14 protein-coding genes are annotated in these 13,123 nt (G+C 35.2%); 1 reads left to right on the top strand and 13 read right to left on the bottom strand.

Annotated features, from left to right (window positions below):
• Nucleotides 1–25: 25 nt before the first annotated feature.
• The 13 genes from TAGGR_RS00070 to TAGGR_RS00010 form a co-directional block, all read right to left on the bottom strand.
• Nucleotides 26–949: an AEC family transporter gene (locus TAGGR_RS00070; protein ID WP_059175343.1), complete on the bottom strand. Its 924-nt coding sequence runs from the start codon at nt 947–949 to the stop codon at nt 26–28.
• Between the two features lie 21 nt (nt 950–970).
• Entirely contained in the window at nt 971–1,390 is a 420-nt protein-coding gene (hepT, locus tag TAGGR_RS00065; RefSeq protein ID WP_059175342.1) for a type VII toxin-antitoxin system HepT family RNase toxin, read from the bottom strand.
• Nucleotides 1,383–1,814: a type VII toxin-antitoxin system MntA family adenylyltransferase antitoxin gene (gene mntA, locus TAGGR_RS00060; protein WP_059175341.1), complete on the bottom strand. Its 432-nt coding sequence runs from the start codon at nt 1,812–1,814 to the stop codon at nt 1,383–1,385. The genes hepT and mntA overlap by 8 nt, the downstream gene beginning before the upstream one ends.
• Nucleotides 1,815–1,820: 6 nt before the next feature.
• The gene (gene hemG, locus TAGGR_RS00055; protein ID WP_059175340.1) at nt 1,821–3,173 is read right to left on the bottom strand and encodes a protoporphyrinogen oxidase; all 1,353 of its coding nucleotides are present in this window, start codon (nt 3,171–3,173) and stop codon (nt 1,821–1,823) included.
• A complete protein-coding gene (gene cobA / locus TAGGR_RS00050) occupies nt 3,149–4,681 on the bottom strand; it encodes a uroporphyrinogen-III C-methyltransferase (RefSeq protein ID WP_059175339.1) in 1,533 nt (510 codons plus the stop codon). The genes hemG and cobA overlap by 25 nt, the downstream gene beginning before the upstream one ends.
• A 28-nt stretch (nt 4,682–4,709) precedes the next feature.
• Nucleotides 4,710–5,171: a ribonuclease toxin HepT-like protein gene (locus tag TAGGR_RS00045; protein WP_059175338.1), complete on the bottom strand. Its 462-nt coding sequence runs from the start codon at nt 5,169–5,171 to the stop codon at nt 4,710–4,712.
• Nucleotides 5,168–5,512, bottom strand: coding sequence for a nucleotidyltransferase family protein (locus TAGGR_RS00040; protein WP_059175337.1), 345 nt, complete (start codon nt 5,510–5,512; stop codon nt 5,168–5,170). Before TAGGR_RS00040 ends, TAGGR_RS00045 begins: the two co-directional genes overlap by 4 nt.
• Nucleotides 5,513–5,595: 83 nt before the next feature.
• Nucleotides 5,596–6,546 (bottom strand): hydroxymethylbilane synthase, encoded by a 951-nt coding sequence (hemC, locus tag TAGGR_RS00035; RefSeq protein WP_059176514.1) that lies wholly within the window; start codon nt 6,544–6,546, stop codon nt 5,596–5,598.
• Nucleotides 6,533–7,807: a glutamyl-tRNA reductase gene (gene hemA, locus TAGGR_RS00030; RefSeq protein ID WP_059175336.1), complete on the bottom strand. Its 1,275-nt coding sequence runs from the start codon at nt 7,805–7,807 to the stop codon at nt 6,533–6,535. Before hemA ends, hemC begins: the two co-directional genes overlap by 14 nt.
• A complete protein-coding gene (locus TAGGR_RS00025) occupies nt 7,804–8,610 on the bottom strand; it encodes a cytochrome C assembly family protein (RefSeq protein ID WP_059175335.1) in 807 nt (268 codons plus the stop codon). Before TAGGR_RS00025 ends, hemA begins: the two co-directional genes overlap by 4 nt.
• The gene (locus tag TAGGR_RS10355; protein ID WP_153000398.1) at nt 8,610–9,305 is read right to left on the bottom strand and encodes a molybdopterin-guanine dinucleotide biosynthesis protein MobB; all 696 of its coding nucleotides are present in this window, start codon (nt 9,303–9,305) and stop codon (nt 8,610–8,612) included. Before TAGGR_RS10355 ends, TAGGR_RS00025 begins: the two co-directional genes overlap by 1 nt.
• 78 nt (nt 9,306–9,383) lie before the next feature.
• Entirely contained in the window at nt 9,384–9,737 is a 354-nt protein-coding gene (locus TAGGR_RS00015) for a CCDC90 family protein (protein WP_059175334.1), read from the bottom strand.
• Complete coding sequence (locus TAGGR_RS00010) at nt 9,734–11,161, bottom strand: PAS domain-containing sensor histidine kinase (protein WP_059175333.1); 1,428 nt, start codon at nt 11,159–11,161, stop codon at nt 9,734–9,736. The genes TAGGR_RS00015 and TAGGR_RS00010 overlap by 4 nt, the downstream gene beginning before the upstream one ends.
• Nucleotides 11,162–11,372: 211 nt before the next feature.
• Here TAGGR_RS00010 and TAGGR_RS00005 point away from each other — a divergent pair, with 211 nt between their 5' ends.
• Entirely contained in the window at nt 11,373–12,944 is a 1,572-nt protein-coding gene (locus TAGGR_RS00005) for an IS1634 family transposase (RefSeq protein WP_059175332.1), read from the top strand.
• Nucleotides 12,945–13,123 lie beyond the last annotated feature (179 nt).

Here is a 13,123-nt window from a genome sequence, read left to right as displayed (position 1 = left end):
TAATTATAGAATAAATAGAAAAAAATTAAAATAATAACATAAAACTAACTATAGACAAGGAAGCTAAGGTTGTAAGAAAAATCATCTCAATAGCTGTTCTCATATCTACTCCAAAGGCTGAAGCAAAAATCATGCTCAACAACATTGAAGGCATGGCTGCCTCAATTATGCATACATTGAGAGGAATACCTGAAAGCCCAAGCAAACTACCAAACACAAAAGCTAAAAAAGGAGATATCAGAATTTTTACCACTATTGCTGGCATGACAATGGAAAGCCTTTCGGGAGTTACAGCTTTTACAGAAACACCTACAATTACAAGCATAAGAGAAGTCACATAAACTGAAACTAAATTAAGGACATTTATAATTTCAAAAGGAAGAATAAAACCAGATTCTCTTAAAATAATTCCTGTTATTAATCCCCAGATTGGCGGAATTTTGATAATAGTGACAATTGAATCTTTCAGTTTGAAACTTTTTGCCTTCCCATATTTCATGCACACTGCTACTGCTACTGTCCATGTAAGAGGTGTGCTTGCCAGAAAGTCATAGGTAAAGGCATAGCTCATACCTTCTGTTCCATAAAGCTTTGTCAAAAGTGGTAATCCAATGTAAAGAACATTGCCAAAGGCAGAACACATTATAAGCGAGCCTGTGACTTCAGGTTTTATATTTTTTATCAAAGCGATTTTCCTATAAATCAGCAATGATAAAGCAACACAACTTAATATGGTAAGATTTGCAACTAGTGAAATCTTTAAATGACTTAGACTGAATGGCATTGTGTATGTGGTTTTAAAGCAAACAAATGGAATGATGTAGTAAAAAACAAAGTAGTTAATTCTATCACGGATTGAATCAATCTTTTCAGGAGAAATACCCGAAATTGTAAGCAAAAATCTCAGGGCTAAACCTGTAATAATAAACAGAAAAATATCAGAAAGCATATTTTTTAGTTGTTTGGTATTTCAAATTTTTTCCTGAAGTAGTTTCAGAATTTTTCTAATGTCTTTCAAATTTTTCTTTAATATCACATATACTAAAGAGTCATCCACTTTATCATAACTGTGAACAATTATATTTCTCACACCTATCATTTTATAAATCAATTCAAGATACTCTGTTGGAAACAGGTTATTCTCAGCAAGCACCAAAAATACTTCTCTATTACTCTCAGGAATTTTGAGTTTTTTATCTGATACAAGAATTTTACCTATGTCTATAAGAGCTTCAATGGCACGATATAAATTTCTCTCTGCAGCGTCATTAATGATCCATAATTTGACATACTCGTCATAGGTAGAAGCTTTTTTGATTATTTCTGATAGTTTTCGGAGAGAACTCTCTATTGTTTCAATCTTTGAAAAGTATTCAATTTTTCTATGCATGCTTATATCTTTTCCTCATCTCACTCAAGTAGTATGGAACAAAATCATAATATTCTCTGAGTATCATATTTTGAAATTCTATCCTGTATGGTCTGAATCTTTCTGAATCATAGATTAAAATACCTTGGGATACAACTGAAAAAAGAAGCAAGATTGAAGTAAATCTATCAACCATGTTGATAATACTGATATCTTTTTTAATGCCCGATTTGGATAGTTTCTTAGCTATTATATCTTCTACATGAGAAATTAAGATTAAAACTTCATCCTTACTTATACCCGGAACAGGAAGTATAGCAATGTCTATGTCGCTGTCTTGTCTTAATTTGCCTGTAGTAGCAGAACCGAAAAGATAAGCTGCTGCTAAATTAGGAATTTTCTCGTCTTTTAAAGCTTTTTTCAACTCCTCTATAATGTTTTGCATAGTTAATTATAACAATATTCTCTCGGCAAGCTTCATGGAGTTTTCAATGCAGTCATTTACACTCACACCTCTGTAAGCATTGCCTGTAAGATAAAGCCCGGAAAATTTTGAAATTCTCTGCTCAATCTTCCGGAGTTTTTCTTCATGTCCCAGTTCATACTGGGGGATTGCCTTTTCCCATCGGAATATCTTTATAAATTCGGGTGCTCCCTTTATATGTAAAATATCCCTTAACTCTGAAATGGCTGTATCAATAAGCTTTTCATCGGGAAGCATTGCAAGTTCCGGAGCTCTTCTGCCTCCTATCATGGTTCTCAGTAGAACATAACCTTCAGGTGCTCTATTGGGGAAAATGCTTGAATCAAAAAGTGTACCGAGAATCTTTCTTTTTTCTCTGTGAGGAATTAAAAATCCGTAAAGGGATGTGCCAAAACCTATCTGTTCCTTTTTAAAACCAAAGGCAACAACACTTAAAGGTGGATACGGAATTGTTTTAAGTATGTCTGAAACTTCTCTATCAAGTTCTTTTAATATCTCTGATGCTTCATGGGCAGGACATGCGAGGATAACCTTTTCAGCTTCAATACTGTCACCGTCTTCAAAATAAACTGTGTAAAAGCCGTTATTTTTAACTATGCTTACAACCTTTTTACCCTTTACAACTCTTGATGAAAGAGCATTTTCAAGCACCTTTATCAACTCTGACATCCCGCCTTTGAAGGACATTAAAACAGTCTCTGGCTGTGCCTTTACATCTTTTTTCTCCTTTTTTAATGCAAGCAAGCCTTTAATCAATCCACCATATTTCTTTTCAAGAAAGTAAACCTTTGGAAAGCAGCTTTTCATACTCATCTTTGAAGGGTCCCCTGCATATATTCCCGTTGACATGGCATCAATGAGTTTCTCATAAAACTCCCTTCCAACTCTTCGGGATACAAAGCTTTCAACTGTTTCGTCAACCTCTTCTTTCATAGCTGGAATAAAATACTCTCCTATCATTCTTAATTTTCCTGAAAGAGAAATAAGTGAAGACAGGAAAAACTTAACAGGACTGTCAGGAACTTTTGTAAGTTTGCCATTTATCAAAATATACCTGATTTTTGAATCCTCACTTCCTTTTATTGGTTCAATGTTTAGCTCACCTGCAAGTGCAATTGTTGAAGGCTTATTACTCAGGAATCCATTTACACCACCTTCGCATAAGAAACCAGATACATTTTCAGTAACTATTTTTCCACCTGCTCTTTTTTCTGCTTCAATGATTTTTATGTCAAACTCAGGCTTTTTTTTAAGCAGAAAGTATGCAAGGCTTAATCCTGAAATACCTCCACCAACTATGACTGCTTCTGCTTTACCCATTTAATAATTGCCTCCACCATATCTTTTATTGTTGATTTTTCAGGTATTATGCTAACTTTGTACCCGGCATCCTCAATTGCCTTTGCTGTGGTTTTCCCAATTGCAGCAATTGTAACCTCCTTAAGCAACTCCTTAACTTCATCTTTGAGAATATCAATCAGGTTCAGAAAGCTTGAAGGAGATGTAAAGGTTGCAATTGTTATTTTGCCTTCTCTTAAAAATCTTGCAAGTCTTTTGCCATGCTCTGTGGGCTTTACTGTTCTGTACGTAACAGGTGCGTCAATTTCAATACCAGATGCTTGCATTTCATCAACAAAGCCTTTAATTGCAATATCAGAGCGGGGATAAAGAATTCTTATCTTGTCAGCATGAGCAAAGCGAAGAATCTCCTCTTTGAACATCTTTGTAAGACTTTCAGAGTTAAACTCCTCAGGAACTATGTCAGCATTTATACCGAAATCTCTTAAACTCCTTGCAGTTTCCCTGCCGATTGCGCAGACTGAAACTCCCTTTAAATCCCTCATATCCCTGCCAAGAGTCAAAAATCTCTCAAAGAAAAACTTAACTGCCCTTGGAGATGGAAAAACTATAAAGTTATAAAGCTCTATTTCATTTATTGCCCTGTCAAGTTCTGTAAAATCCTGGGGAGGTAAAAAATCAATTGTTGGAAAAACAAAAAGTTCTGCTCCGAAGTCTTCAAGCTTTAAATACTCATCAGTCAACTGCCTTGTGATGAGAATTCTCTGACCGTGAAGAGGCTTTTTTTCATACCAGTTTAACTTTTCCCTTAATTTTACAACATCACCGATAACAAGAATTGCAGGTGGTGAAATTTTATGCTCCCTTGCAAGTGAAGCAATCTCTTTGATTGTTCCTGTAATTACTTTTTGCTCAGGTCTTGTTCCCCAGCGAATAATGGCTGATGGTGTCTGTGGAGACAATCCTTCATCAATGAGTTTGTTCGTGATTATATCAAGATTTCTCACACACATAAGAAAAATCATGGTTTCAGCCTGATTTGATGCTCTTATGTGCGTGAAAATCCTTTCCTGCTTTGAGAGATCTTCATTACCTGTGATGACTGTAAAGGCTGATGCCACTTTGCGATGGGTAACTGGGATTCCTGCATAGGCAGGCACTGCTATAACAGAGCTTATTCCTGGAACTATCTCAAAATCAATCCCTTCTTCTACGAGAACCTCTACCTCTTCACCACCTCTTCCGAAAACAAAGGGATCACCACCTTTGAGTCTGCATACAGTTTTACCTTCCTTTGCCTTTTCAACAAGAACCCTGTTTATCTCATCCTGAGTCATCTCATGATGTCCGCCTCTTTTACCGGCATAGATGAATTCAGCATCTTTCCTTGCATAGGTTAAAAGTCTTGGATTTACATGAAAATCATAAACAATGCAGTCTGCCTCCTTTATTGCTCTTATTCCCTTCAGAGTAATCAATCCTGCATCTCCCGGTCCTGCACCTACAAGAAATACCTTACCTTTATTCATTTTTTTCTCCCTGAAAGTTTTTGTAAAACTACAAAAGACTCTTCAAAAAGTTTTGAAATCTCTCTAAATCTTCTTCAACTTTATTCCAGTTTGATAAAATCTTGTTTCTCAATATAGTTACTTTTTCCTTATCCAGGTCGTACCCATATGAATGCCTGAATATATGTCTGAACCCTCGCATTTCATCAAGCAATTTGAAAGTTTCCTCACTCCAAAGGGCTGGTCTTATTCTGTAAACATTGATTAACATCCTTTTTAAAAGTTCTCTGTGATATTTAGCTATGTCCTCTACTGTATTTTCAAATGTTTTTGCAACTTCCTCCATTAGTTCTTCAAGCGCAGAATAGAGATTGTGCATTAGAAAACCTGCATATACAGTATCCTTTTTGTTATCAAACTGAGCTTCCTGTAACTCTTTATAAAGATTGTCTATTATTCTTTTTTGTTCTTCAAAATAGCCTAAAAGAAGCGCAACTTTCTCTTTTTTCATAGTATTTTTATACTATCCTGTAACAGTTTCTCTCTGAAAGGACACTTTTCAACTTCAATTAAATCAACTTTATACGGAAGAATTTCATCGAGTTCACAAACTGTTCTGAAATAGTCTTCTTTAAACTCCTCCACTGCAATATCTATGTCAGAAAATTCGTAAAAAAAACCTTCTTTAAGTATAGAACCTGTCAGATATAGAGAACCAAGCTTTTTGTCCTTAAAGTATTCCTTAAGTATTTTAATTGTTGACTCAAGAACTCTAAGTCTTGTTTTTTCTCTTTCCAGATACTTTTCCTGTAAAAGTTTTTCCCAGAGTTCAACAGAGTATTTAAATTTCATAATTCATTATAACAGTAACACCGATTTCAAGTTAATTCTAAGTTTCAAATTATGTCTTGAGTATCTGAAAAATACATAAATTTTTATTTAGTCTCTGAATAGACCTTTTCAACTATTTTATTCCCACCTCTTTCAAGTAGCTCTTCTGCAAGTTCTGCACCAAGCATTTGAGCCTGAGATATGCTTCCTTCACGGAAACCTCGTATTGCAGGAATTTTACCTTCAGGGTCTCCTATCATGGCTAATATTTTTATAAAACTTGCTCCGTCACTTTTTATAATCTTTGCATGACAGGCAAGAGGAACCTGACATCCTCCGCCCATTACCGATAAAAAAGCCCTTTCTGATAAAACACAGATGGCTGTTTCCTCATGGTTCAATGGTTTTATTATTTCGTTTATAAAGTCATCATCAACTCTTGTTTCAATACCGATTGCTCCCTGACCTATTGCCGGAATCATTAAATCCTCGGGCATGAGTTCTGTAACCATGTTTTCAAAACCCATCCTTTTTAAACCAGCCATTGCAAGGACAATTGCATGAAACTGCCCTTCTTTAAGCTTTCTTAGTCGGGTATCAACATTTCCTCTAAGAGGTTTAATCTCCAGATCATCTCTTAATGCTTTAAGCTGAATCATTCTTCTTAAGCTACTTGTTCCAACAGAAGCTCCATGGGGAAGCTCTTTTAAAGACTTTCCATCAATGCTTATAAAGGCATCTCTTGGGTCTTCTCTTTCACATATTGCTGAAATGTGTAATCCCGCAGGAATCTCAGTGGGAACATCTTTCATGCTGTGAACTGCAAGGTCAACTCTTTCTGAAAGCAATGCCTCTTCAATCTCCTTTACAAACAAACCCTTACCACCAATCTTTGCCAGTGGTGCATCAATAATTTTGTCTCCTGTTGTTTTAATTTTTTCTATCTCAATCTTTAACTCTGGATAAAGAGTTTCAAGCTTTTGTTTGACCCAGTTTGCCTGCCATAGTGCAAGTTTGCTTCCTCTTGTTCCGATAACTATCTTATTCCTCTTCACTGTCAATTCCAAACAACCTCCTTGCTGCAAAAATAAGGATTTCTTTGTTGTCACAGTTATTCTTCAAAGCTATTGTTGGAGAATGCATTATCTTATTTATGATGCTTTGAGTGAGATAATCTACAGAAGCTATAACCTCTGGTGGAAGTTCTTTGAAACGGGATTTGAATTTTTCAAGCTCTTCCTGCCTTACCTGTTCAGCCTTATTTCTAATTGAAACAATAACAGGCACACTTTGAAGTGAATTAAGCCACTGAAAGAATTTTTCCGTTTCTTCCTCTATGATATTTAAAGCCTTCTCAGCCTCCTTTTTTCTTTCAAGAATGTTAGAGTCCACCACATCCTGAAGGTCATCTATGTTATAGAGATAGACATTGTCAAGCTCATTACACAGTGGATCAATATTTCTTGGCACTGATATGTCAATCAAGAATAAAGGTTTATGTTTCCTTAAAGGCATAACCTCTTTAACCATCTGCTCTGTTATTACATAGTTGGGAGCACCTGTTGAACATATGACAATATCAGATTTTGCAATCTGTTCTTTGAGATTTTCAAAGGAGACTGCTATGCCATTAAACTCTTTTGCAAGCTCTTTTGCACGCTCATATGTTCTGTTTGTAACATAGACATTCTTTATTCCACTTCCTATGAGATGACGCATTGCAAGCTCTGCCATCTCACCTGCACCAACAAGAAGAATTGATTTCTTTGAAAGATCGTCAAAAACCTTTTTAATAAGTCCTACTGCTGCATAACTAACAGATACAGGGTTTTCACCAATGCGGGTTTCATTTCTCACTCTTTTAGCTGTAAAGAGAGCTCTGTTCATGAGATGATTAAGTATAAGTGAGGTTGCTCTCTCAGAAAGGGCTATTTCAAAGGAATCTTTAACCTGTCCTGTAATCTGAGGTTCTCCTATAATCATTGAGTCAAGGCTTGATGCAACCTTAAAAAGATGGATTACCGCATCTTTATTATTGAAAATATAAAGATGGTTTTCAAAATCTTTTATTGGTATATTGTGGAATTCTGAAAGAAATTGTTTTAAACTTTTTATAATTTTTTCATTTTCTCCGTTTGTGCAAACATAAACTTCAACTCTATTACATGTTGACACAATCACAGCTTCCTTAATCCCTTCAGTTTGGGTTAATTTTTTCAAACCTTCTCTGATACTTTCCTGGGTATCAAATGCAAGTTTCTCTCTAATCTCAACTGGCGCTGTTTTATGATTTAGTCCTAAAACTATAAGGTTCATAGCGGTTTATGAAAACTCTCTGTTAAAAGATTTATACCAAAAAATCCGAATATAATGAGAAGAAACCCTATAATTGTAAGATAGGCTGCTTTTTTCTTTCTCCAGTCACCTTTTACCCTGAGATAAAAAATTGCTAAATAGACAATCCATGTAAGAAAACTCCATATCTCCTTAGGATCAAGTAAAAATCCAAGCAGACTCAAGTATTTAACAAATCCCACAACAAGAGCAACGGTATAAATGGGAAAACCCCAGAATATGAGACGGTAGTTTATTCTGTCAAGAATTTCAAGATTTGGCAAGATTCTTTCAATACCGCCGAATTTTTTAAATTTAATTGCCCTTTCCTGAATAAGATAAAGAACGCTAAAAACAAAAGCAATGCTAAACAGGGCTATACCAAAAACAGCCATTAGAGCATGAATGTCAATCCACAGGCTTCTTAACTCAGGTTTTATAAAAGGAATAGTTCTTGGGAAAAAAGCACTGATAAACATAAAGATAAAACTGAGTATTACGCCAAAGTTCAGAACTTTTGCTCTGTAACAAAAACTCATGCACAGAGATATGAAAAGAATGCTCCAAGCAAAAAAAGAGGTTGCTTCATGCATTGAAAAAACAGGTGCCTGTCCTGATTTTATGTATCTTATAACGAGATAAATTGTATGAAGTATAAAACCTGCCAGAGCTAATAAAAAAACTGCTTTATCAAGGTCATCCTTTTTCCTTACAATACCAGCAAGACTTAAAAGAAATCCTGCAAAATAAAGTGTTAGAGCAAGCTCAAAAAAAATAGTTCCCATTAGAAGCAGCCAAGCTCACATTTACGAATCTTTATCTTAAGCTCATTTGCTACTCTTCCAACTTCAAGGTAAGGAACTCCTATTTCTTCAGCAATCTTTCTTGCCTCTGCACATGTAATCTTTCCTTCATTGCTTCTTTCTTTAAGAAGTCTTTCAATAAGTTTTCTCTGCTGAGTCTTTTCAATCTCTGTCATAACTTCCTCCATAGAATATTGTCCTTCAATAACTATATCTGCTAATTTTAAAACAGCCTCTCCAGAAGATTTTATGTACTCTGTTTCACAACCTTTAAGAAATATTATAACATCAGGTTGCATAACTGTTACCATAGAATTACCTTCAATAATCAAAATAGTTTTCTGAGTATTAATGTGAACTGAAGACAAGAGGACTCGTAAAATTTCTTCTTTTAATTTTGCCACAACATCGGATAAATCAGGCTCAGTTGCCTTAACCCAGTAAACTAAATCAGCCCCTGCTTTTTTCAGTCTTTCTGTATCTTTACCGGATCTGTTAATTATTGATGGGTCTGAAATAATAGAGGAATAAAGGGATGATTTTGTATATTTTACAGCGATAATATTTACTTTATCTTCAAATTCTTTCTTAATCTTCTGTATAAGTTTTTCAATAAATGCAGTTTTGCCAACTCCGCTTTTACTGCCTCCTACTCCAATGCTCAAAGGAAAATACATGAATTTATAATAATCAAATCAAGGAATTTTTACTACTGTCTTTGAGTAAATTGAGTTAAATCCTCTGAAAAATTAAAGTTATTTAAAGAAAAGTGAGAGAATTGCTATAAGAGCACCAATCTGACCTGCCCAAAATATGAACATCCATCTGATAAGATCTGCGCGAACTTTTTCTATCTTTACTTCTAAATCCGCTCGTAGATTGGCTATTTCCTGACTCGTATCCGCTCGTAGATCGGCTATCTCCTGCTTCATTTCCGCTCGAAGATTGGTTATCTCCTGCTTCGTATCAGAACGAAGTCCCTCTATATCCTGCCTCGTGGCACTTTTCAGCTCAGCAATGTCTTCTTTAGTAGCAAGAATGTCCTTTTTTCTTTCGAACTCTTTCTCTACTCTTAAATCAATAAATTCAAGAAGAGTTTTTGCAGTCATTGCTTTAAAGGAATATAAATTTCAAATTTTGTACCCTTACCTGGCTCACTCTCAACAAAAATAAATCCATTGAGCATCTGAACGATATGATAAACAGTTGTTAACCCAAGACCTGAGCCTTTCTCTCCCTTTGTTGTAAAAAATGGTTCAAATATTTTCTCCTTTGTTTCTTCGTCAATTCCTGTTCCTGTGTCTTCTACGGATAAACATATGTAATTCTTTGCAAATTCTTTTTTCCCGGTGAGGCTTACAAATTTATCAGGTATGTTTTTTAATTTTGCCTCTATCCTTATATCACCACCCTCAGGCATTGCATCCTGTGCATTTAAAACAAGATTTGTAATTATTTTTTCTATGTCTGTCCTGTCAGCAAATACTGTGAGAGGTCTTTCTTCAAATTCTAAAACTAAATTAATTTTTTCTTTTAAGGAAGCCTTAAGTAATATAACTATGTTTTTTATTACTTCTTTTAAATCTAAAATCTCAGGATTTTTCCCGATTTCTCTACCAAATCCAAGTATCTCTTTTATGTTCATTAAAACAGATTCAACTATTGAGAGAAGTTTCTCCATATAGGATTTTGCCTGCTCAGTGTTTTCTGTCTGAAGAGCAAGCTGTGCAAAACCTTTTATTCCTGTTAGCATATTTTTTATTTCATGGGCATAGCTTGATGTAAGCCTTCTTACAGACTCCATCTTGTGAGAGATTATTATTTGTTCCTCGTATTTTCTCAGTTCTGTTATATCTGTTAAGAATATGGCATATCCATTTTCTTCTTCAAGTCTTATTCCTCTTAAACGAAAAATTTTTCCTCCAAATTTAATCTCTTTTAAATAGCTATTGTGAATTTCGTATAGGGATATCTGTGGAAATATCTCAAAGATGTTTTTATCTACTGCCCTTTGATATCCAGTATATTTTAAAAAAGATTCATTGCAGTAAGTGATTTTTCCTGAAAACTCTAAAATTGCAACACCTACAGGAGAATATTCAATAACATTAAAAAGCTTTTTTAACTCAATTTCAGCCTTTTTCCGTGGAGTAATGTCTCTTACAATCTGAACAGCACCAATTATGTCACAGGCTTCATCAACTACACAGAAAGCGGACATTCTTACCCATGCACCTCTGCCTCCGTAAAGCTCTGGAAGAAAGGTCTCTATTTCAATCAAGCCTTCTTTCTTGTTCAAAGGCTCTGGATAGCTCATCTGAGGATTTAAAATATAATCAACTAGCATGGGTCTCCGAAATCCATAAAAAGGGTTTGCATACTCAAAATTGCCCTTTCCGAGCATGTCTTTTTCATCAATACCTGTCATCTCCTCAATAGCTCTGTTCCAGACAACTACCTTTCCAGATAAATCAATGGCAAAAACTCCATCAGGCATAAGTCTTACTATTCTTTTTAAAATGTTTTCTCTCACACTTTAACTCCTTTAATTGCTTCATTAAGCCTAGTGATTATATTATACCTGACTTTGTCAGTTGGAGGCTAATTTTTGCGATTTTATCGCTGTAAACCGTTGAAAAATCTACATTCTAATTTTTTACTTTCAAAAAGTGTAGTGGCAACTTTTTTATAAATTTGTTCAATTTTATCTTGACAAATTCATTTAACAGTGGTATTATATCTCCATGTTCATCAAAATAACAGGTTCAAAAAATCGCCAGTATGTCCAGATAGTCCGCTCATACAGGGAAGCTGGCAAAGTAAAACACGAAGTATTATTCAACATGGGAAGACTTGATGTATTAAGAGGCTCAGCTGGAATGAAAAGATTTGTAAGAAGGCTCAATGAAATATTAAATGCTGACATGGTAGAGGTTGAAAAACTAAAAGATGCAGAAATTCTTAACTGGGGCTGGAGGATATACAAAAAGTTGTGGGATAGGTATGGACTGAGTGAAATACTTGGGAGGATAAAACCAGAGAAAGCAAGCTATGATTTTGTAGGAAGCTGTTTTCTGATGAGCATTGAGCATCTGCTTTCACCAAAGAGCAAGCATTCTATGTATTTTCATCAGGCAAGATATATGGGACTTTGCGAGGTGCATCTCAATCATCTTTATCGGAGTCTTGATGTATTAAGTGAGAATAAAGAGACCATAGAGATAGAGTTATTCAATCGTAGCAGGGATTTATTTAATTCAAAGGTTGATGTAGTGTTTTATGATTGCACGACCTTTTACTTTGAGACAGAACGAAGGGATGGATTCAGGGAATTTGGATATAGCAAAGAAGGAAAAATAAATCATGTTCAGGTAGTATTTGGATTACTTATAGACATGGAAGGAAGACCAGTGGGATATGAAATATTTCCTGGCAACACCTTTGAAGGAAAGACCCTTGAAGTGATGCTTGACAAACTCAGCAAAAAATTTGGGATAAGGAAAGTAGTTATAGTAGCTGACAAAGCATTGATGAGCAAAATAAACATAGAGGCAATAAAAAACAGAGGCTACGGTTACATCATAGCATCAAGAATAAAGAGTCTGCCTGAGAAAATAAAGAGGGAAATACTAAACGAACAGGGCTACATAGAAATCAATGACGACATAAGATACAAAGAGATAAAGCAAAGTGAAGACAGTCGATTGATAGTTTTTCATTCAAAACAGAGGCAGGCAAAAGACAGAGCAGAAAGGCAAAGGCTCATACAGAAAGCGGAAGAACTTTTAAGCAAGCCCTCATTAATCACAGCCTTCATCAAGAGAGGTGGCAGGAAATACATAAAGACACTGAACACCGTGGAGTATCAGATAGACCAGGAAGCTATAAAGCAGGATGAAGTCTTTGATGGATATTTTGGGATACAGACCTCTGAAGAAGGATTCACAGCCACAGAGGTACTTAACAGTTATCATGAGCTATGGAGAATAGAGGAAAGTTTCAGGTGTATGAAGAGCAATCTTGAAGTTAGACCAATATTTCACTGGACAGAGCGAAGAATAAGGGGGCACTTTGTGATGTGTTTCATAGCCTTTTTACTTGAGCGAGCCCTTGAGATAGAGATAAAGAAAGCTGGAGAGAGCATCTCTCAGGAAAAAATCAGAGAAGCTATAAACAGGATGAACTATGTAGAGATTGAAGTAGATGGTAGAAAAGTGTATATAAAGACCAAACTTACCTCAGAAGGGAGAAAAATCCTTAAAGCAGTAGGGATGAAAGCACCCTCCAACATAGTTTCAGAAGAAGAACAAGCTTAAGCAAACCATTGTAAAAATCTTTTATTTTCAATAATTTTCAAAATTTAACTGACAAAGTCAGGAGGAAGAATTACAAAGAAAAGTTAATACCCTTGAAGAAGTTTTAAAAGCAAAAAATCAAGAGATTGAAAATTTAGTGTCTGAAAGAGAAGCAATAAAAAGACAGATAGAAGAGCTTC

The sequence above is a fragment of the Thermodesulfovibrio aggregans genome, from assembly GCF_001514535.1.
In the GTDB taxonomy this organism is placed as follows: Bacteria; Nitrospirota; Thermodesulfovibrionia; order Thermodesulfovibrionales; family Thermodesulfovibrionaceae; genus Thermodesulfovibrio; species Thermodesulfovibrio aggregans.
This window is presented reverse-complemented; position numbering and strand designations above follow the sequence as displayed.